The organism is Lactobacillus sp. W8093 (assembly GCF_016100925.1).
GTDB classification, from domain to species: Bacteria; Bacillota; Bacilli; order Lactobacillales; family Lactobacillaceae; genus Lactobacillus; species Lactobacillus helsingborgensis.
In genome coordinates this window covers 83,318-104,907 of sequence record NZ_JACFRL010000002.1, presented here as the reverse complement: position 1 = coordinate 104,907, position 21,590 = coordinate 83,318, and the positions used below count along the sequence as shown (strand labels likewise).

General features: G+C 36.2%; 15 protein-coding genes. 8 read left to right on the top strand and 7 right to left on the bottom strand.

The genetic code is table 11. The annotated features are described in order from the left end of the window. Positions 1 to 25: 25 nt before the first annotated feature. The 6 genes from H3T47_RS01770 (at position 26) to rsgA (ending at position 9,452) form a co-directional block, all read left to right on the top strand. Positions 26 to 1,321, top strand: coding sequence for a PTS sugar transporter subunit IIC (locus tag H3T47_RS01770; RefSeq protein WP_199282348.1), 1,296 nt, complete (start codon positions 26 to 28; stop codon positions 1,319 to 1,321). Between the two features lie 5 nt (positions 1,322 to 1,326). Beyond that, positions 1,327 to 2,193, top strand: coding sequence for an alpha/beta hydrolase (locus H3T47_RS01765; RefSeq protein ID WP_199282347.1), 867 nt, complete (start codon positions 1,327 to 1,329; stop codon positions 2,191 to 2,193). Further along, on the top strand, positions 2,193 to 4,718 hold the full coding sequence (locus H3T47_RS01760; protein ID WP_199282346.1) for an AAA family ATPase: 2,526 nt from the start codon (positions 2,193 to 2,195) through the stop codon (positions 4,716 to 4,718). The genes H3T47_RS01765 and H3T47_RS01760 overlap by 1 nt, the downstream gene beginning before the upstream one ends. Positions 4,719 to 4,927: 209 nt before the next feature. Next, positions 4,928 to 7,030, top strand: coding sequence for an ATP-dependent Clp protease ATP-binding subunit (locus H3T47_RS01755; protein ID WP_199282345.1), 2,103 nt, complete (start codon positions 4,928 to 4,930; stop codon positions 7,028 to 7,030). Between the two features lie 232 nt (positions 7,031 to 7,262). After that, a complete protein-coding gene (locus H3T47_RS01750; RefSeq protein WP_199282344.1) occupies positions 7,263 to 8,285 on the top strand; it encodes a branched-chain amino acid aminotransferase in 1,023 nt (340 codons plus the stop codon). Positions 8,286 to 8,423: 138 nt separating this feature from the next. Then, positions 8,424 to 9,452 carry a ribosome small subunit-dependent GTPase A gene (rsgA, locus tag H3T47_RS01745; protein ID WP_199282343.1) on the top strand — a complete coding sequence of 343 codons (1,029 nt, stop codon included), beginning with the start codon at positions 8,424 to 8,426 and terminating at the stop codon, positions 9,450 to 9,452. A 102-nt stretch (positions 9,453 to 9,554) separates the two neighbouring features. Here rsgA and tkt read toward each other — a convergent pair whose 3' ends face one another. Genes tkt through H3T47_RS01725 form a run of 4 tightly spaced genes read right to left on the bottom strand, consistent with a single transcriptional unit; the run spans position 9,555 to position 15,095 of the window. Beyond that, positions 9,555 to 11,537, bottom strand: coding sequence for a transketolase (gene tkt / locus H3T47_RS01740; RefSeq protein WP_199282342.1), 1,983 nt, complete (start codon positions 11,535 to 11,537; stop codon positions 9,555 to 9,557). Between the two features lie 23 nt (positions 11,538 to 11,560). After that, positions 11,561 to 12,835, bottom strand: a complete 1,275-nt coding sequence (locus H3T47_RS01735) for a PTS ascorbate transporter subunit IIC (RefSeq protein ID WP_038524712.1) — start codon at positions 12,833 to 12,835, stop codon at positions 11,561 to 11,563. A gap of 18 nt (positions 12,836 to 12,853) precedes the next feature. Further along, entirely contained in the window at positions 12,854 to 13,150 is a 297-nt protein-coding gene (locus H3T47_RS01730) for a PTS sugar transporter subunit IIB (protein WP_038524710.1), read from the bottom strand. Beyond that, positions 13,143 to 15,095, bottom strand: a complete 1,953-nt coding sequence (locus H3T47_RS01725; RefSeq protein WP_199282341.1) for a BglG family transcription antiterminator — start codon at positions 15,093 to 15,095, stop codon at positions 13,143 to 13,145. Before H3T47_RS01725 ends, H3T47_RS01730 begins: the two co-directional genes overlap by 8 nt. 436 nt (positions 15,096 to 15,531) lie before the next feature. On the opposite strand from H3T47_RS01725, the gene H3T47_RS01720 reads away from it, so the two are divergent. After that, the gene (locus H3T47_RS01720) at positions 15,532 to 16,422 is read left to right on the top strand and encodes a DUF3737 family protein (protein WP_199282340.1); all 891 of its coding nucleotides are present in this window, start codon (positions 15,532 to 15,534) and stop codon (positions 16,420 to 16,422) included. Between the two features lie 5 nt (positions 16,423 to 16,427). Further along, entirely contained in the window at positions 16,428 to 17,594 is a 1,167-nt protein-coding gene (locus tag H3T47_RS01715) for a MalY/PatB family protein (protein ID WP_199282339.1), read from the top strand. Positions 17,595 to 17,834: 240 nt separating this feature from the next. Here the strand turns inward: H3T47_RS01715 and H3T47_RS01710 are convergent, their stop codons facing one another. From H3T47_RS01710 to H3T47_RS01700, 3 genes are read right to left on the bottom strand one after another with little or no spacing between them, the layout of a single operon-like run. Beyond that, a complete protein-coding gene (locus H3T47_RS01710) occupies positions 17,835 to 18,320 on the bottom strand; it encodes a hypothetical protein (RefSeq protein WP_038524699.1) in 486 nt (161 codons plus the stop codon). Next, the gene (locus tag H3T47_RS01705) at positions 18,313 to 19,131 is read right to left on the bottom strand and encodes a DUF3100 domain-containing protein (protein ID WP_199282338.1); all 819 of its coding nucleotides are present in this window, start codon (positions 19,129 to 19,131) and stop codon (positions 18,313 to 18,315) included. The genes H3T47_RS01710 and H3T47_RS01705 overlap by 8 nt, the downstream gene beginning before the upstream one ends. Position 19,132: 1 nt before the next feature. Then, entirely contained in the window at positions 19,133 to 20,398 is a 1,266-nt protein-coding gene (locus tag H3T47_RS01700) for a M20/M25/M40 family metallo-hydrolase (protein WP_199282337.1), read from the bottom strand. Positions 20,399 to 21,590 lie beyond the last annotated feature (1,192 nt).

The following is a 21,590-nucleotide window of genomic DNA, read 5'->3' as shown; positions in this document are numbered from 1 at the left end:
AATAATCAAGATAAGGTTCTGCAAAATGAAAGAATTTACTTTTAATATCTTAGTGCGCATACAAGAATACTCTTTTTTCCGTGCGGCACGACACACGATGGCGATGCTAATGCCAATTGCTGTGGTTGGTTCATACTTTAAAGTCCTCAATGATCTAGTCTTTACACCTAATGGGTTAATTTATAACATTTTTAGCTTAGATAAAATATTGTCAGACCATATATGGTATGCTGGTTCTTTTGTTTGTCGGGGCATGGTCGAGATTACCTTTGGTGTTTTTGGCGTTTACGCCAGCTATTTTATGGCACGATATACTGCCCGCCTTTATCATAAAGACTCTACAATGGCTGGTTTAACTGCTGTATCAATTATGCTTTTTTGTTCCTATGCTTCTAGTAGCGGTCGTGACGCCCGCATGCCGTTTACAGCAAGTTTATTACAAGTTAATGCGCTATTTATTGCATTAATTGTGGGTTACTGTGTGGGGCAAGTTTTTCATTTGTTAGGCAAAAATTATTCTTATGTAAAAGATGAGGGCACAAAAGTTTTACAAAAAAGGGCGGGGGCTGCAGCTCTACCGAGTTTTGTTTCACTTTTGGCGGGCATTTTATTAGGTATTATTATTTATGAATTACAATTGAAATTACTTAATTCTGCCAGCTTTAACGAAATTGTCAGTCGCATGCAAACTACTAATAATTTTGCTGAAGTTTTAGTCCTTTCGGTTGCAATTACATTCTTAGATTGGCTGGGTATAGGCTTCCCGTTGCATTCTTTGTCAGGAACAGTCAATAATGCTTATACTGCTGAAAACCTGACTTACACGTTAAGGCATGGTAATTCTTGGAATGTTCCTTACAAATTTTTGGGCAGTTCTCTTATTAATACTTACGGCACTATGGGTGGAGCCAGCGTAGTTTTAGCCATCATAGTACTAATGCTGCTAATAAGGAGTAATAGAGAAAATGAAGTCAATGCCAAAGTTAATTTGTTGCCTGCAACTTTTGGTTCTACTTTAGGCTTTAATATTGGTTTACCACTGATTTTAAATCCTGTGTTCCTGATTCCTAGCATAGTGATTCCGCTTATTAACATGACGCTAGCTGCAGCAGCAATTAGCTTACATGTTATTCCAGTATGCGTTTACCAGATTTTAAAGGGAACTCCAGGATTATTAGTTTCATTTTTCGGTACAAACGGCAATTGGGCAGCGCTAATTTTTACAATACTATTATTTTTGCTGGATATAGTTTTATTGTTACCTGTGGTTATTTTTAATGAAAAAATGGTAACAAGGATAAATAACCAAAAGAAAGGGTAGGCAAAATGAACAAAAAGACCAATTATAAATGGCTGGTATTGGTAGTAATTATGTTAACTGTGTTGTCTATTCCCAGTTTCTTTTGGATGAGAAAAGATAATAATGCAAGAGCAGAACGTAGTAAATCCCTTCTTTCGCCAGTAATCATGGTACCGGGTTCCAGTGCTACAACTGAGCGCTTTAACCAGTTAATTGATGAGCTGAATAAAACCACTTTTAAAAGACACAGCGTAATCAAAATTACAGTTTCACGTGAAGCAAAATTGACATATAGCGGTGCTATTGGTAAAAATGACTTGGAGCCATTAATTATTATCGGATTTGACAATAATAGGGATGGTTATACTAATATTAAGAAGCAGGCGAAATGGTTAAATGCAGCATTTAAGTCACTAGCGCAAAATTATAAATTTAACAATTTCAAGGCATTTGGCCATTCTAATGGCGGATTAATTTGGACATATTGGCTGGAACACTATTATGCTGAATATTCCGGCGATATCAAAATAAAAAAATTAATGACGCTTGGTACGCCGTATAATTTTAACGAAAGTAATATTAATAACCGTACCCAAATGCTGGCAGATTTTATTAAAAACCGGTCTAAATTGCCTACGTATTTGAAAGTCTATTCTCTTTCAGGAGGAAAAAATTATGAATCAGACGGCATTGTCCCTGAAACGAGTGTGGCAGCAGGAAAATTCATTTTTCAAAATCAAGTTAAGAATTATACAGCCATAACAGTAACTGGTGAAAAAGCAGATCACTCAGATCTGCCTCAAAACAAACAAGTTATTCAGGCTATTCGCCAGTATCTATTAAAGAAACCAGAAAGACCTTTAAAACCAAATAAAAGAAAGGAAAATCATTGATGAAGTATCACAAACAGCCCACACATATTGAAGTAATTGGTGGCAGAGTTAATAATCTGAAAAATATTAACGTTGATATTCCCTTACATAAATTTGTAGCTATATCGGGCTTAAGTGGTTCTGGTAAATCAAGCTTAGCGATGGGCATTTTGTATTCTGAAGGAGCAAGACGCTACCTTGATTCTTTAGCAGCATACACTAAGAGACGTATCAGTCAAGTTGGACGTGCACAAGTTGATGAAGTAAAACACATTCCCTCGGCTTTGGCTTTGCGCCAACGCCCGGCCATTCCAGGTGTACGTTCAACGGTAGGTACTGTCACCGAAGTCTTTAATATTTTACGTCTAATTTTTTCGCGTTTAGGTTCACCGGTTTGTCCCAACGGCCACAGGGTTCCACCGACTATTAAAATTGCTGAGGCAATGGATTTAACCGGAGATGCAATGGGCCGGCTGACTTGCCCAACATGTGGCGTGCAATTTTATGCTTATAGTGCAGAGGATTTCGCCTTTAATTCGGATGGTGCCTGTCAAAAGTGTCAGGGACTGGGAACTGTTGAGCAAATTGACGACAGTAAAATTATTGCTGATGAAAATTTGTCTCTTGAAAAAGGGGCAGTTGCTACTTGGCAAATACCAGGTCGTAATTGGATGTGGCGGATTGCGCGGGAATTGGGAGTGCGCACAGATATACCGTATAAAAAATTGAACGCCCAAGAAAAAGAAATTGTGCTGCATGGAAAAGAGCGCAAGGTACCGATTGACCTGCCGACTTCAACGGGTAGGGTCTATCACTTAGATGCACTATACGAAAATGCTTATAATGCTGTAGCAAACTCACGCAAAACCACCAAGTCGGAGCGAGGATTGCAAAGAATAAACTCTTTTTATAAATTTAGCACTTGTCCACGTTGTCATGGCTATCGTATTGATCCTAACAGGTGGCAACAACTGGTTGCCGGTAAAAATATTGTAGCAGCTGAACAATTGACTCTGGGTCAATTAGGTCATTATATGAAAGAAATTTTAGCAGCGCTGCCGCAAAATATGTATGATCTAGCTAAAAATTTAATTGACGAGTTAATGCACCAAGTGAGGCCGCTATTAAAATTAGGACTGGACTACTTGAGTTTAGATCGTCAAGCCAGCAGTTTGTCCACAGGTGAGCTTCAAAGAATCCAGCTGGGGCGAACTTTGCGCACAGAAACAACAGGTGTGTTGTATGTTTTAGATGAACCATCGGTGGGACTACATCCTGACAATGTGGCGGGACTAATTGAAGTTTTTCATGAATTGGTTAATCAAGGAAATTCTCTGGTTGTGGTTGACCATGAAACTGCCATTATCAATGCAGCTGACTGGGTAATTGAAATTGGTCCAGGGTCTGGAAGTCAAGGTGGAGAAATTATTACCCAGGGAATACCTCAAGATATAAAGCATAATGATAAATCACTAATTGGTCCATATTTAACAGGAAAAGCAGCCCTACTTGTTCGTCAAAGAGCGGATGCAGATCATATTTTTGATCAGGGTAAAGTAGAATTTACTGTAACGGATCGATTTAATTTACAAAATATTCATGCTCAGATTCCTATTAACCGCTTAACGTCAGTAACCGGTTTTTCTGGTGCTGGTAAAACAACTTTGATACTTGATTCTCTTATCCCTGCCCTTAAGGCACAAAATAATCATGGACCAGAATGGGTAAAAAATTTAGTAAATCCTGGTATTAAAAATATTGTTAGTGTTGATTCTTCACCTGTGGGCAAAAATCAACGATCAACTGTTGCAACTTATACTGACATTATGGATAATTTGCGCAGACTGTTTGCTAAACAACCATTAGCAAAAAAATTAAGATATACTGCTGCTCATTTTTCCTACAATAATAAAGAAGGTGCATGTCCGGCATGTAATGGTACGGGAGTGATTTCACTTGATATACAATATTTGCCAGATATGGTTGAAACTTGTTCAGTATGTGGAGGGCATCGTTTTAACAAAGAAGTTTTAAAAGTAAAATGGCATAATCTAAATATTGCGGATGTATTGGATTATTCAGTTGATGATGCATTAAAAGAAGGACTTTTTGAAGAAGAACCTAAAATTAACAAAACTATTCGTACCTTGCATGACATGGGCTTGGGCTATCTTCATTTAGGAGAATCAACTCCAGCTTTATCGGGTGGAGAGGCGCAGCGCTTGAAATTAACTAGTCATATTCATCAAAGACAAAAGGGCACTCTGTTTGTTTTTGATGAGCCTACAGTTGGGTTACATCCACAGGATGTCAGAACGCTGTTAAAAGTATTTCAGAAATTACTTGATCAAAAAGGAACGATTATCACTATTACCCACGATTTAGATATTATGGCTAACAGTGATTATATGATTGATATGGGACCAAGAGGTGGACTTCAAGGAGGAAAAATTGTAGCAAGCGGTACTCCTGTGGATATCTCACAAAAATCTGCTAGTTTAACCGGTAAATATCTAAGAAAACAATTTAAATTATATCAAAAATAATCTTAACCAGAGCCTGATAGTACAAATTAAGTGCTGCTATATCAGGCTTTTTTGGTTGCTGTGGAAAAATAAGCAATAATTGTGGAAAAAACGAGTAAAAAAGTTGCTTTCTGTGGATAACCTGCTATAATATAATATGTAAGCAGTTAGCAGTCGAACTTACCGAGTGCTAATTACAAATTTATAACCTATCAAAGGGGTGTTTACATATGGCATATTTTGATAACGATTTTGACGATTTATTTAATGAATTAAACAATTCTTTCTTTAACAATACTAATGATAACGGCGGGGCTATTCCTATTCACTATTCTAGTAGCATGAACATTTCTCCCCAGGATTTTCAACAAAATGCACAAGGCGGACAAAAGCAAGGTCAAAAACCAATTGGCGTTGACCTAGTTGAACAGGCTAAAAAGAATAAATACGATCCTGTTATTGGTCGTGACGAACAGATTCAGGAAGTAATTGAAATTTTGAGTCGGCGTAAAAAGAACAACCCGGTCTTAGTGGGACCGGCTGGTGTTGGTAAAACTGCTATAGTTGAAGGCTTGGCACAAAAAATTGCTGCAGGCGATGTGCCAGATAAAATGAAGGATAAGCATATTATTGCAATCAACATTAATGATATGGTTGCCGGATCTAGTCTCCGTGGTAGTTTTGAGGAACGTCTTAAAAAAGTAATTGATGAAGCTAAGAAGAACCCCAATATTATCTTATTCATTGATGAATTGCACAATATAGTTGGGGCAGGTTCTACGGATTCTGAAAACAATAACGGTGATGCCGCTAATATTTTGAAGCCGGCTTTAGCTAGTGGTGATTTGAACTTAATAGGCGCAACGACCACGAGTGAATACCGGAGAATTGAAAATGATGCGGCACTGGCACGTAGATTCCAACCAGTGCAAGTTCCTGAGCCATCTGCTGCAGTGACTGTCAAAATTTTGGAGGGTTTAAAAGATAAGTATGAAGCTTTCCATCATGTAAAATACAATGACAGTGCTTTAAAGCTGGCGGTTGAATTATCACAGCGCTACATTCAGGGACGTTATTTACCTGATAAAGCCATTGATTTAATGGATGAAGCAGGTGCCAAAAAGGGTCTCGACACTATTCCTGATGATGAAGCAACTTTAAAGAAGCGGATTAAAAAGCTGGAAAGTGAAAAAGAAGCTGCTGCCAAAAAAGAAGATTACAGTAGAGCAAGCGAGCTGAAGAAGCAGATTGAAGACTTACGCGACAAAGCTAATCATGTAGATGAGAAAGCAACGCCGCATGTCACCGATGAGGATATCTATGCTTTGATTGAAGCCAAGACCAAAATTCCAATGAGTGAACTGCACGCAAGTGAAGGACAAAAGAACCTTGATTTGGCTCAGAAATTAAAGAAAGTGGTTATTGATCAGGATAATGCGGTTGATGTCATTACTGATGCAATTGCCCGTAAACAAGTTTTCAAAGACAATGATCGTCCTACTGGCACATTCTTATTAACTGGTCCTACCGGTGTAGGTAAGACAGAATTAGCTAAACAATTGGCCATCCAACTATTTGGTGGTGAAAATCATCTTATTAGACTTGATATGTCTGAATATCAAGATCAGATGGCTGTTAATAAACTGATTGGCTCTGCCCCAGGTTACGTTGGCTATGGTGAGGGCGGTCAATTGACTGAAAAAGTTCGTCACCAACCATACAGCTTAATTTTGTTCGATGAAATTGAAAAAGCCAATCCACAAGTATTTAATGCCTTGCTTCAGATTATGGACGATGGTCGTTTGACTGATGCTCAAGGTAGGACTGTTTCCTTTAAGGATACAATTTTAATCATGACTTCTAATGCTGGTTATTCTGACCAATTATTAAAAGACGGCAAAGTTGATCATGATAAGCTGATTAAAGCTCTGGAAGCATACTTCAGACCTGAATTTTTGAATAGGCTTGATGCGATCGTGCCGTTTAATTCATTAACTAAAGATGATATGAATAAGATCATTGATATTTACTTAAAGAAGATGGCACATGTTTTAGCTAAAAAGAATGTGAAAGTTGAAGTATCTGATGAGGCTAAAGCTTATCTGGCTGAAAAAGGTTATGATAAGAAATTTGGTGCAAGACCTTTACGCAGAGTAGTTGAGCAAGACTTGGAGACACCGATTGCTAAATTATTAATGAAGGAGCCTGACACTAAAGAAGTTAAGTTTACAGCTGATAACAAGCATGTTTACTTAAATGATGCTGCTATTTTGGATATTGCCGAAAAACCAGAACCAAAAACTGAAACTAAAGCTAAAGTAAAACAAGACTAATTTTAAAAAGGGATCATCTCGTAAAGGGATGACCCTTTTTTTTGGTTGATATTATTTCACGTGAAACAGCAGTTAATCAATATAAAAATAGAATAATGGTAATATAAAAAAAGAACGGGTAAAGCTATTGACAGCAGTGAAAATTTGGTTTAAATTAGTTAGCAATTAAATTAATATTAAAAAGCTGAAAGATTTTCAGCTTTGTGTTTTTTGTATATAGGGGACAATTCAAATGAAACAACGATTAGAAGACCTGGATTGGAAGAATCTGGGATTTAAATATCGTGATCTGCCTTATCGTTATGAGGCTAAGTATCAAAATGGTGAATGGCAGGAAGGTAAACTGACTGAAGATTCAACCATGACTTTTTCTGAGGGTGCGGAAATACTGCACTATGGTCAAGAAATTTTTGAAGGATTAAAAGCGTATCGGCGAAAAGACGGTAAGATTAATCTTTTCAGACCTGATGAAAATGCCCATCGTTTTGCTCTTTCAGCAAAGCGTTTAGCCATGCCGCCATTTCCAGAAGATAGGTTTGTTGACGCAGTGAAACAAGTGGTTTTAGCAAATAAAGAATTTGTGCCGCCTTATGATAGCGGCGCAACTCTGTATGTAAGACCACTTATGGTGGGAACTTCTAAAGTTTTGGGCGTTGAAAAAGCCGATGAATATACTTTCCGCATTTTTGCGGTTCCCGTTGGTGCATATATTAAAGGATTGAACCCTGCAGATTACATTGTTAGTGATTATGATCGTGCCGCTTATGCCGGTACGGGTCGAGCAAAGACATCAGGTAACTACGCCAGCAGCCTGCTTCCAGCTGTTGATGCGCATCAAAATGGTTATGCCGATTGCTTGTACCTTGATCCACGTGAACATAAATATGTTGATGAATTTGGTGGTGCCAATTTTTATGGTATTACCCAAGAAGGTCAATTTGTCACACCGAAGTCAAAATCAATTTTGGTTTCGATTACTAAGCGCTCACTTTTGGAAGTCGCTAAGTGGCAAGGACTAGACCCGGTTGAACGGCAAATTACTTTAGAAGAAGCCTTTAACATGAAAGAAGCTGGTGCGATGGGGACAGCTGCGGTAATTTCTCCTGTGGGCTCAATTACTTATAAAGGTAAAAAGCACGTTATTTACAGTGAAACAGAAACGGGTCCGATTACTACTAAGCTTTATAATGAACTAGTTGATATTCAATATGGTAATAAGAAAGGGCCAGATGGCTGGGTCCAAACATTAGAATAAGTTGGAAATTCGGGAACAAAAAACGAGGCTGAGGTCTCGTTTTTTTCTGTTAAAAACCTAATTGCGAGTTAGGTTGAATAGTGAGAAAATGATAAAAAGTTGATTAATAATTTTAACCATTGCTATTAGGAGATAACTATGGAATTAGGATTAACCACGTATAAACAACATGAACAAGTTGATGATAATGTAACTTTAGGACGTATATCGCTGAATTCCGCAGGGATGTATAAAGTTATGCATTTAAACGGCGCTGAAATAAATGCTATTCCTAAAAATAGAACCGAACAATTTTTAGTAGGCGACTGGGTAGCCTTAGAACCCCAAGCTGATTTTGACTTAATTAATCAGCGTTTGCCACGATACAGTACATTAGGCAGGTTAACGGGTGAAGGGTATCATGTTCAGGAAAAAGATGCTGCCAGCAATATAGACCAATTATTTATTTGTATTTCCATGAATAAGAATTTTAAAAGTAGCCGTATTAAGCGTTATTTGTATGCTTTTCAAAAAGATGATGAGTATCAAACTTCCCTAGTTTTAACAAAATCAGATCTCAACCCGGAAAGCGCAGAGATAGCTGCACAACTTGCAGATGAGTTTGATATTGCTGTCTTTGCTACTTCGAGTGTGACAACAGAGGGAATCGAAGGATTGAGAGCCAGTATTTTACCAGGACAAACAGTTTCTTTTTATGGCAATTCTGGAGTGGGCAAATCAACCCTAGTAAATGCTGTTGCTCAAAAAGAGGTAATGGCAACTAGTCATATTAGTGGCAAAACAGATAAGGGACGTCATACCACATCTAGTTCGCGGCTAATTTTGATTGAACAGGGTGACTTTGTTTTGATTGATACCCCGGGGATAAAAAGTGTTGGTGTGGGCGCTAGTGATTTGGCGCAGGTCTTCCCTGAGATTGTACAATTGGCCCAAAATTGTCATTTTCGTAATTGTAAGCACATTGACGAACCGGGTTGTGCAGTTAAAGCTGCCGTCAAAAATGGTACGCTAGAGCGCAAGTCTTATGACCAATTTCTTCAGCTGCAGGAAGAAAGTCAATCTACGCAGAGTTATCTTGATGCCAAAACCGCCAAAAAATTGAGCCGCAAAGCAGAAGGCAAGAGAGAAGCAATGAGTAAGCGTAATTACCGCAAGCCGCCAATGTAGTTTTTTACAGGGCAAAAATATAAATAAAAATACGTGTTTTTAAACTGGTGTTAAAAACGCGTATTTAGTTGTTATTACTTTAAATTATTTCTAAATCCTAATCTATTTTGGAAAAGAATTTAAGTACAATTGCGCTGCGTGTTGGGGAGTGAAATCAATCATCTTAATAATGTCAGAAGCTGGAGCTGATTCACCGAAATGATCGTAACCCATGCGAACGCCGTTCAGACCAACATATTGTTGCCAGCCCAATGTAGCTCCCAATTCAATAGACATCCTATTTTTAATATTAACGGGCAAAATCTTAGTTTGATATTCTGGAGTTTGCTCGCTAAATAATTCCCATGATGGCATTGAAATAACTCTCACATAAACCCCTTGATCTGCCAAAATAGTTTGGGCGGCAATTGCTAAACTTACTTCTGAACCTGTTGCAATGATAATCCCAGTAGGATTGTTATTAGCAGCTTCGGAAATAATATAGGCACCTTTTTCAGCTTTAATACTGTCACTTCCAGCAAGTTGTGGTACCGGCTGACGGTTTAAAATAATTGCAGTTGGGGTTGTGGTAGACTTTAGGGCTAATTGCCAAGCAGTTTTAACCTCATTATTATCTGCAGGTCGAAAAACTGTAATATTAGGCATGGCTCTTAGCGACATTAATTGTTCAACTGGTTGATGAGTAGGTCCATCTTGCCCTACATAAAGGCTATCATGTGTAAAAACAAAAATTGTAGGTGTATTCATAATTGCTGCTTGCCTGATAGCACTTCTCATATAATCTGAAAAGACTAAGAATGTTCCAGTATAGCCCCGTAACCCACCATGCAGTGTTATTCCGTTAGCAATTGCAGCCATAGAAAATTCCCTAATGCCAAAGTAAATGTTTGGACCTTGATAACGATGCTTAGACATAAAAAACTTATTGTTAATTGTGGTTTTATTTGATGTGCCTAAATCACCACTTCCACCTACTAGAATAGGGTATTGCTGATAAATGTCATTAAGAACTTTACCAGAAGCAGCTCTCGTAGCTAATTCTCCTGTGATTTTAATATTAGTAAAATCAGGTAGGGCAAGCTCATTAGTCATAATTTGTTCTAATTGTTGACCCAGTTGCGGAAACTGCTCTAAATAATTTTGTTTTAAACTAAGCCAATTTTGTTCGGCTTTAGCTCCTCTTTCTTTAACAGCGGAAAACCACTGTTTTATTTCTTCGGGCACATAAAAATCTTCTTTATCAGTAAAGCCAAATTGCTCTTTCATATGTTCTGCTTCTTGCTCTGAAACAGGATCGCTATGGATAGCATTAGTACCTTGAAGGGTCGAACCATAACCAATGATTGTATTAACCTTGATCAAAGTTGGTTTGTCTGAACAGCGCTTAGCTGTGCTAAGAGCATTATAAATTTCACGGCAATTATTGCCGTCAGCAACTTCCAGTGTATTCCAGCCCATAGCAGCAAATTTTTGTAATTCATTTTCGGTATTCGAAGCTGTTAAATCGGCGTCCGATGTTACTTTATTAGCATCCCATAAGACTATTAGTTTATTTAAACCTAAATTACCGGCAAGAGATGCTGCCTCTTGGCAAACGCCTTCTTCAAAATCACCATCGCCTGAAATTACATACGTATAGTGATTAATAACAGGGAAATTAGGTCTGTTAAATCTGTCCGCCAGATGAGCTTCCGCAATCGCCATTCCCACTCCCATAGCAAATCCTTGTCCTAGTGGACCAGTGCTGGCATCGACTCCTGCTGTTTTGCCATATTCAGGATGGCCTGGGGTCAGGCTGTGTAATTGACGAAACTGCTTAATATCTGCTATAGAAAGCGGGAAGCCTGCTAAATGCAGTAGTGAATATAAAAGCATTGATCCGTGACCAGCGCTCAAGACAAAGCGGTCACGATCAAACCACTCTGTGTTTGCCGGATTAATCTTAAGAAAATACCGCCATAAAGTATAGCCTAAGGGAGCTGCTCCTAAAGGCATTCCTAAATGACCATGATGAGCTTTTTGAACCGCATCAAGAGTTAGATTTCTAATTGTATCAACTGATAATTGGTCTAATTCTGAATTCATTTATATTGACTCCTTTAATAATGCTAAAAAATACTGTGTACTATTTGACCAATAAATTTAATAATTAAGGCAACGACGTTGAAATCTGTTTCCGGAAAAGCAGTTCCTTTTAAGCCAATTGACGATAATACTGGATATACTAGGGATGGACCTACTGCGATTAAAATTCCTACGATAAAAGAACCAATAACGCAGCCTTTCCAGCCGCCCGTGGCATTGCCAAAAACGCCGGCTGTAGCACCAATGAAAAAGTAAGGCACTGCAACGGGAATGATTACGGGCATATGTAGAGCCGCAAATACCAGCATCATCAACAATCCCGCTGCATAAGCAGATACGAAGCCAATAACTGTTGCTGTTGGGGCATAAGGGAAAACAACGGGAACATCTAAAGCTGGTTTTGCATTAGGAATCAGTTTTTCCGAGATACCAACGAAGGCATTAACAATTTCGCCTAAAAGTAATCTCACCCCAGTAATAATTACGTATAAAGCCGCAGCAAATTGTAGTCCTTGTAATAAAGGATAAATTAGCCAATTAACTCCTTTTGATAATTGCTCAACTTGTGCCTTGCCGGCGAATAAAGCAGCAATGTAATAGAAAATGACCATCGTAATTGAAACTCCAATGACATAATCTTTGAAAATACTAAGCCATCCTGGTAACTTCAATTTTTCTGTACTTTCTTTCGGACTGCCCACTTTCCCCCCGATCCAACTGGAAAGGGCATAACCAATTGATACATAGTGAGCTAATGCAATATCATCACCGCCAGTAACTTTACGCATTCCTGGCTGGGCGATTGCAGGCATTGCTGCGGACATAAAGCCGACTATTATTCCTCCAATTACTACTATATAGGGATTACTCAAACCTACTGATTTAAGCATGATGGTAGATAGTGCTGCCAAATACAAATTGTGTTGTCCGGTAAGGAAGATATATTTCATTGGCGTTAATCTAGCAACAATTAAGTTGACTACAAAGCCTAAAGTCATCACCAATGCAACCACAGTGCCAAAACGCTGTTGAGCTAGAGCGGTAACGGCTTCTGCTAATGGTAAAACCCCTTGAAGGTGAAATCCTTTAGCAAATAGTGCCTGAAAATCGTTTAAAGCAACTGTTGCAGCAGAACTACCAATAGTAAAAACTAGAAAACCAACAATAGTTTTCAAAGTACCATTGATAATTTTAGTGGGACTTTCTTTTTGTAAGACCAGACCAATAAAAGATATCAGTCCAATCATAATTGAAGCTGTACTTAATAAATCTACCAATAGAGATAGAATGGCATTCATTATTATTCACTCTCCTTTTTAAGATGCAGGATTTTGTTGATCGAGAAAATTTTGCAACTTCGTTTTTATTTCATTCTTGTCCATTATGTCTTTTATCCCAATAATATTTCTGACGTCATCTTTAACATCAGGTACTAAATCCTCCATCGTTACCAATAGGTCAGGATCAAGCCCCTTTGCTGCGTCGATTACGTCATGAGAGACTTCGAAGGGAAATTTATTCTCTCGTACAACCTGATTAATTTTGATTTTGAGCATCATTGAGGATCCCATTCCTGTTCGACAAGCTACCAAAATAGAATATTTTTTACTCATTTTCGCTATACCTCGATTCAAACTTCTTTATTAATGTATAGACATTAGCAGGCCTAGTTTCTTTAACTAGGCTTTTTAAAAAGTTTTGATCACTAATAAAATTTACTAACTCAGACATCGCTTTTAAATGTGACTTATTATCAACTGCGCACAGAGCAAAGATGAACTGAACGGGATCATTGCTTTTATTGCCAAATTTAATTGGCGTCTTTAAAGTAGTAACCGTTATCCCAATTTTTTTAGCACCTAATTCGGGACGGGCATGTGGCAATGCCACACCTTTACTGATAACGATATATGGTCCTGATTCTTCTGTGGTTTTGATCATACCGTTAACGTAATTCTCAGTCGCATAACCATTTTTTACTAATGGATTAGCACTCTTTCTAATTGCATCTTTCCAATTTACAGCTTCAATATTGAGCCTAATTAACGATTCATTAGTAACTTCACTTAACATCTTTTCACTTCCCTGAAAATGATAATTTCGCTTAATACTGTCTTCTATTCTTTTTTTATCTTGATTGGTTAATAATGCCCCTACGACAACTACTGGAATTTCAAACGTATTATTGAGTGGAATCGTTGAAATAATTAATTCAATGGGAGCGTATTTGTGAATTTGCTGTTGAACATTGCTGCTGGCAGCATCAGCAACAACAATGATATTGTTAAAGTAACTTTGAATTTTAACCTTTATCAGTTGTGCAGTAGCTACGCCAGTTGTACAAACAACAAGAGCTCTAATATATTGACGATTTTGTTCTAAATAACGAGCAAAATAAATCGTAATGAATCCACTTTCGTCTGCAGAAATGGGAGGCAACCCCAATTCTTTAGTTAATTTATCCGAAGTATGTTCAATCACTTTAAACAATTTTAAATACACACGTTTTATTTCGGGCAGCAGTGCATTATTCAAACTTATTTTGTTATATAAGCGATTTATCATTGGTCGAATATGATTTGCTAGGTCAGCTTTAAAATCATTATTAATTGTTCCTAAATTTAACTTGGCAACCACATTAGAGATATAAAAATTAGTCACTTTTTGGACGAGATTAGACTGAAAAGCAGAATTTTCAATTTTATCCATTACATCTAGACGTGAAGAAATTAAATATTGTAATAAAAAATAAATTTCATTAGGTTCTAAAGTCATGTCCAAGTAATTTTCAATATGCTTAATTACTTCTGCCGCTATGGAGTATAGTTGCTTATTCTCTTTAATAATCATTTGATCATAGCTATTTAATTTGGTTAAGACACTTTTGGCCACTGCATGTGTTTGGTATCTGGTAATCAAAATATAAATGTGAGAAATAATGTTTACGTTGTATGGATAAGTAATTTCACTGTCTAGTTTTTCATTAATAAAATTTAGTTGCTTAATGCAGAACTGCAGCGAATAGAAATTTAAACCGCCTTTTTTGGATAAAGAAGTATTGGAGACATTTTGCTTAATCAATATATCCTGTAACGCATGACGAATATTCGTTTCACTTCCAGTTATTTTTAATTGATGATTTTTTCTTACTAAATTTAGAGAATATGATGCTAATTGGGATCTAATTGATTTCAAGTCTTCATTGATATTGGTTTCACTTAAATAATATTGGCTGAATAATGAAGATAATTTTAGTGATCTGGGTGCAATCATCAACAATTTAGTCAAAGTAGCTTGTTGACGATCTTTTGCTGTAAAAGTGTTGGAATCTTGTTGATAGTTCATTTCCTTTAAATAGTTATCGTAGTTAATTTTGAACCCCCTTCCTTTTTTACTGTTAATCAATTCGCCTGAGGGGGTCAGGGAATTAAGATGTTTAATTGTGCGGTAAACGGTTTTAGTTGACATCAAAAACTGGTTTGCAATTTCTTTAGCTGTCACAAAAGAGTTGCTGTTTAATAAAAAATTGATAATGTTGTCTTCATTGTCTGTTAGCATTTGCTTACTACCCCCTAGAACTGATTATAATTTTGAACTTGAGAAAGCCTTTCCAAGAATGTGTCCGTTGTACTAGACATTTTTAAGAATAACCCTGCTAGTTTTTTCTGCTTAGAGTTAAAAGGATGCCAATCCCATAAAAGGCATATTTGAAAAGCAAATACATTGATGTGCAAAAAAAGGGTGTCCGTTGACATCCTCATGTGCAAGTAATATTTTGTATATAAATTTTATTAATCACTTTGAAGAAAAGTATTTTAAAATTATTAATGAATACTAAAACTGGTATAACTATTTGTAATTAAAAGACCTAATAAAATAGTATTTTAAGTTGCAGTCAATTCAGTGGATAATTGATAGAAAAAGAAGCTTTAATTTTAATAGTTGACCGCTATTAGCAAAAAACAGTGTTTGGTTTAAAAGAAAAGAGATCAGAATGAAAATTATCAAAGATCATTTTTTTGAAGGCGAAAGAATTCTTTTTGGACTAAAAGATTCGCAGCTGGTAGGGATTACTTTTGGCGAAGGTGAATCGCCACTTAAGGAAGCCAGTAAAATCAATATTAAAGACTCTGTTTTCAAATGGAAATATCCATTATGGTATGACAATGACGTTACTGTAGAGAGTACTGTTTTTGAAACTATGGCTCGTAGCGGTATTTGGTATACCAAAAACATTGCTATCAAAAATTCGGCTCTGCAGGCACCGAAGCTATTTAGAAGATCAGAAAAGATAAGCTTGGATCATGTTCACTTTGCTAACGCTGCAGAAACAATGTGGAGCTGTAAAGATATTAGAATTACGAACAGTCAAGTTAATGGTGATTATTTTGGTAAAGATAGCCAGAATATCTACCTTGATCATGTTAGCGTGGTTGGTAATTACGTCTTTGATGGCGCTAAAAATGTTGAAGTTCATCATTCTACTTTTATTTCTAAAGATGCCTTTTGGAACTGTCAAAATGTTACTGTGTATGATTCGCTAATAGATGGTGAATATTTGGCCTGGAACGGGCAAAATATCAAGTTTATCAACTGTAAAATTGAAAGCAATCAGGGACTTAATTATATTGATCATCTGGAACTGAAAAATACCAGTTTAATTCACACCGATTTAGCGTTTGAATATGTTTCTAATATTGATGCTACTGTTTCAACTAAAATTGACAGTGTAAAAAATCCAATTTCCGGTAAGATTTCTGCTCCAGCAATTGGCAAGTTGATTTTAGATCCGCAAAAAATTACCCCCGCTAAAACTGAAATTATCTGTGCTAAAATTGACAAGAAAGTTAATAGTTCAGATCAAAATCAGAAAGCGAAGGATTAAAGATAATGGCTAAATATGATTTTGTTAATGCACCAGATAGAAGCGGCACGGACTCAGTCAAATGGCACGTTAAAAAAGGCGAATTGCCAATGTCAATCGCTGATATGGATTTTAAAACAGCCCCGGAAATAATTACGGCAATGAAGGAAAAGGTTAATTTAGGTGTTTTTGGTTACGAATGGCCTGAAGACGATTATTTTAAAGCCGTGGCTGATTGGTTTGAAAAGGAACATGGTCATCGGCCGCAGCAAGAATGGGAGATTTTCACCACAGGTGTGGTACCAGCAATTTCTGCAATTGTGCGGCGAATTTCGCATATTGGTGACAATGTTTTAGTGCAAGCGCCGGTTTATAATGTCTTTTACAATTCAATTGAAAATAATGGTCGGCATGTTTTGTCCAACGACTTGCAATTTAATGGTTCAAATTATACAGTCGACTGGGAAGATCTTGAACAGAAATTAGCTCTGCCGTTAACAACACTCATGATTTTTTGCAATCCGCATAATCCTATCGGCAAAGTATGGACTCAAGAAGAAGTTCAAAGGATTGCTGATTTGTGTTATCAACATCATGTAATACTTTTGTCTGATGAAATTCATGGTGACTTAGTGCGGCAGGGCCCAAGTTATACTCCAAGCTTTTCGGTTAGCGGTTCTGCACGTGAAAATATCATTTCGTTAGTTTCACCAAGTAAAACTTTTAACGTTGCTGCTTTACATGCAGCGACTGCGATTGTGCCAAATTGTAATTTGCGTGCTATGGTTAATCGTGGTCTTAATAGTGATGAGGTGGCTGAACCAAATTTGCTCGCCATTCCGGGAACAATTGCTGCTTATGAACATGGTCATGACTGGCTGCAAGCATTGATTAAACAGTTAAATGTTAATTTTGCTTATGCTCAAGAATTTATCAGTAAAAATCTACCGCAAGTTAAAGTGGTTGCAGGGAATGCCACATACTTAATTTGGCTTGATGTGGAACGGATTAGTACAGATTCACAAAGATTAGCAGAGTTTTTAGAAAAGGAAACAGGTCTGGTTTTATCACCGGGAAGTATTTATCGCGGCAATGGTAATAAGTTCTTGCGGATGAATCTTGCCTGTCCGTTAACAACTGTTAAAGATGGTTTAGAACGGTTAAGAGCAGGACTAACAAAATATTCTGCTTAAGCATAATAAAAAATTGTATTGTTTCATGTGAAAATGGAAAAGTAATGAGCCAAATAGTTAGAGTAGAAGATTATATGATATTTCCCGGGAAATAATAACGTATAGACTGATACGTGAATTAAAGCTATTAAAAGTATTTGCTTTTTTGGCAATAAATTTATCCTATTTATAACATGCAATACAAAAAAGCCGCTTAAACTAATTAAAGTTAGCGCGACTTTTAGCTCTTTAAAACTACTTTTAATGAAGATTGAGAGCAATTTGTGAGATTAAGGTATCCATAAAGTACATACCAAAGAAAACAAAAATTGCTACTATTAAAATCTTCCAAGATATTTTAGTCAGTTCTTTCAAACGGTGGGTAACTGATATTCCAGCAAATGCTAGAACTGAGGTTGTTAGTGAGAGAAAGTCTACAGCATTAATAACACGAACACAGTAGGGACTAAGCAAACAAAAAATTAGAGAAACAATTGAAACCCAGCCTAGAATAGGGAAGCCCTGAATGATTTTCCAAGGTACTTTTTTCATCAGCATACTAATAACTATGCCTAGTAGTGAAAAAAGCCATAACATACCTAAACCAATGAATGTGTCAATAGTAATTGGTGTGCTTTTGGGATTTCTAATTAATTTAACCCACTGAACAAATAATACTAAGCTGATACTGAGTAGAAGAATGACAGCATCTTTAAATAATTCATATAAATTGTTTTCTTTAGTCATGATCTGGATAAACTTCTTTCTTTTTGTCTAGCAGGCTGGTAATGTGTGTGTACATGAATCTTTGCAGAGGCACTGCCAAGAAGTACATGATATAAGTACCAATAAAACTAGTTAGTAACTGACTGGCCGCGGCAAAGGACAAAATAGTGTCACTGTGTTTTGGTACCAAAGCTGCTAAAGACGATGAAGCTGCAGTCATCATTGAACTAGAACCAACACCAGCACTCATTGCAACAGCTTTATAGTTAAAGCCCATCCCTAGAAGAAGTGGAGCAAGGATTGAAAAGATAATTGAACCAAAAATGGTACCAATTAAATAAATTCCGAGTACGCCACGACCCTCAGGGGAATTTAGCGTGTATTTTTCACTAATATATGCTAGTTCACCTTCACGGCCTAAGCCTAACGTTGAACCTATAGCTTCTTCTCTTAAACCAAGTAATAGTGCCACAGGTAAACCGAAGATAATCGTGCCTAAATTACCTAATTCGTGGACTAGAAAAACCCAACCAACAGAAATAATTTCATTGATTTTAGGGGCCACATTCGCTCCATAACTTGCCATTAAAGGCAACATGATAAGAATCATATATTTACCGGCAAATTTTACCCGTTTATCATTGTAAAGTTTTTTAATAGGCTTTGCTGGGATTAAATAAACTAAAATAGCAATAATTACCGCAAACACTAGAGGTAAGATAGAGATTTCAATTTTGCCTATTTTAAATACTTGGGTACTAATCATTTCAGAAACTGTATCTATTAACAACACTAAGATGATTAGCGGGCCGTATGCTTTTAAATATTTCATTTTATTTTGCCATCTTTTCTAATTCAGTTAAATATTCTTCTTTTGTCTTCTTATAGGTTTTTACCTGATCCAAGTTATTTGAAATCTTAAGAATACTGTTAAAGACAAATTCAGGAAAAATTGCTAGAACAAACTCAGGATCAACTAGGGTAAAGTCATCACCATGAATAGTTCCGTTCCAACCACCATAACCGATTTGGATGGTTGGTATTAAAAAACTGACATCCCCAATATCACCTGCCGCCATTGTATAACCCCGATTTTCGATTAAACCGGTAATTTTTTCATCTGCAGAGAAGACATCTTTTACAAGAGCGCTCATACTTTTACTGGAGATCAAAGGTAGGTAGCCAACTTGCCTTTCGGACCTAACTGAGCCACCAAGTGCTGCTGCACAGCCTTCTGCTGCCTGTTTAAAACGGTTCATTAATTTTTGAGCATTGTCTATGTCGAAAAATCTTAAATCTGTCCCCATTTTGATGTGATCAGGAATTACGTTAATTGATTCATGATTTTCACCAACAATTACCGGATTAAATCTTATACGATTGGGATCCTTAATTTGCTGACGCTGCAGGGCTAAAGCGGTATTAAATAATGTTGCTATGCTTTGAGCATTAATACCTGCATCTGGGGCGAAAGCCGCATGACTGGCCTTGCCATAAAAATCAAAATATTCAAAATTAAAGCCTGCAAGATCACAATTAATTTCGATAGTTCGTTCATCAAAGTCTTCACCTATTGCATGAACTGAAACACAATAGTCAATATCGTCAAAAATGCCGAGTTTAATAGCCTCTTGTTTGCCACCAAAGTAATCTATTTTTCCTACTTCTTTTTGCTGTTTTCTCCAAGCAAGATCAACAAATTCTTCGGATGGAGTGAAAATAAATGCTAGATTAGCACCAAAATCTTTAAGTCGGTGATTGGTAATTATTTCGTTCATAATTGCTAGTGCGGTAGTGACTTGTGTGTAATGGCCACAAGCTTGAGCGGCACCAGTATTCGTATCTGCAAATTTGTGATTAGGCTGATAGAGTGAATCCATTTCGGCAATAATTCCAATGGTTTTTTGGCTACCATTAGTTAACGTTACTTTTAAACCTGTATTGAGATAATGTTCGACTTTTAACTCGGGACTAATTTTGTTAATTTCAGCTTCAATCTTGCTAGATGTTTTAAATTCTTTATAACCAAGTTCTGGATTATGAAGTAAAAAATCAGCAATTTCAGATAGTTTAGCGTAATATTTTTGAAAACTTGACATTAGATCCTCACTTTTTGCTTTCTTATTATCGAATGTGACAATAATAAGAATAAAATAAAATTAAGAACTATGCAAGAACAAGAAGATTGGGTTGTATTATTAAAGTTCGTATTTTATATTTTTTCTAGCAAAATATGTTACTAGAAGGCAAATAGCGATGTTTAAACGAAAAGATGAAGCAACTACAAAATGATGTGATCTCCAAATTTAAGACAAATTTGGGGGGTATTTTATCGTTAAATAAGATAAAATTGAAATCTATCAGCTTTAGCATGATTATTAAATTGGTTCTGGTGAATTAGGTCCGCGTTAACAGGTTGGGTTACCTAATACTAATTACATCCTAGCCTTGCTTACACCTCATTATTTGGTTTGGCTTTTAAAAATTTCGACAAGAGATAGTTGAATTTATTGAATACGTGATAAACTACATTTTTTGTAATTTTGAAAAAGTAGATCAATGAAATCACAAAAAAAGCAGATAAATCACAATTTAATGACTTATCTGCACCCGAAATTATAGTTTAATTATTGTTTTTAGAATAGAAATAGTCGAGAGGTTTATCTGCACTCGTAATTATAGTTTAGTTATTATTTTTAGAACAGAAATAGTCAAGGATTTTATCCGTAAAAGTAAAAAATATAAAATATAAAATATATTGCAAGACTAATTAAAAACATCAGAAGATTTCTGCTACTAGACCAAAATGGCCAACAGTTTGGGAAAAACTTTTCAGTCAAAATGCTGCTTATCATTATGGAGAAAAAGTATGCAAAAAACTGATAAAGTTTAAAGTGTTTGGGCTTACTTCTAGATCTTTTTTGACTTACCGTTAATTTTTGTTTATTTGTTTCCATAATAACACTCTATTTTTTAAAAGATAAAAGTTGCAATTGGACTTAAAGCTAAATTAGTCACTCCTGAACTTGCTAGTTTTGAATTTTAAATTAATCATCCCTTTGCTGTTAAATTTTTAGTACCGGTACATTTTTAAATTATATGAAAATTTTAATCATAGGGAAGTGATTAATTTCATACAAATATCATTAACTCTGTGACAATTATATCAATATTTTATATACATTTAAAAAATTGTATATTATAAGTATTGCTAATGCTGCTACTACATCAAGCTAATATCCAATTTAAAGCAAATAATTAAAACACTTTTATAATGAAAACTGTTACTAA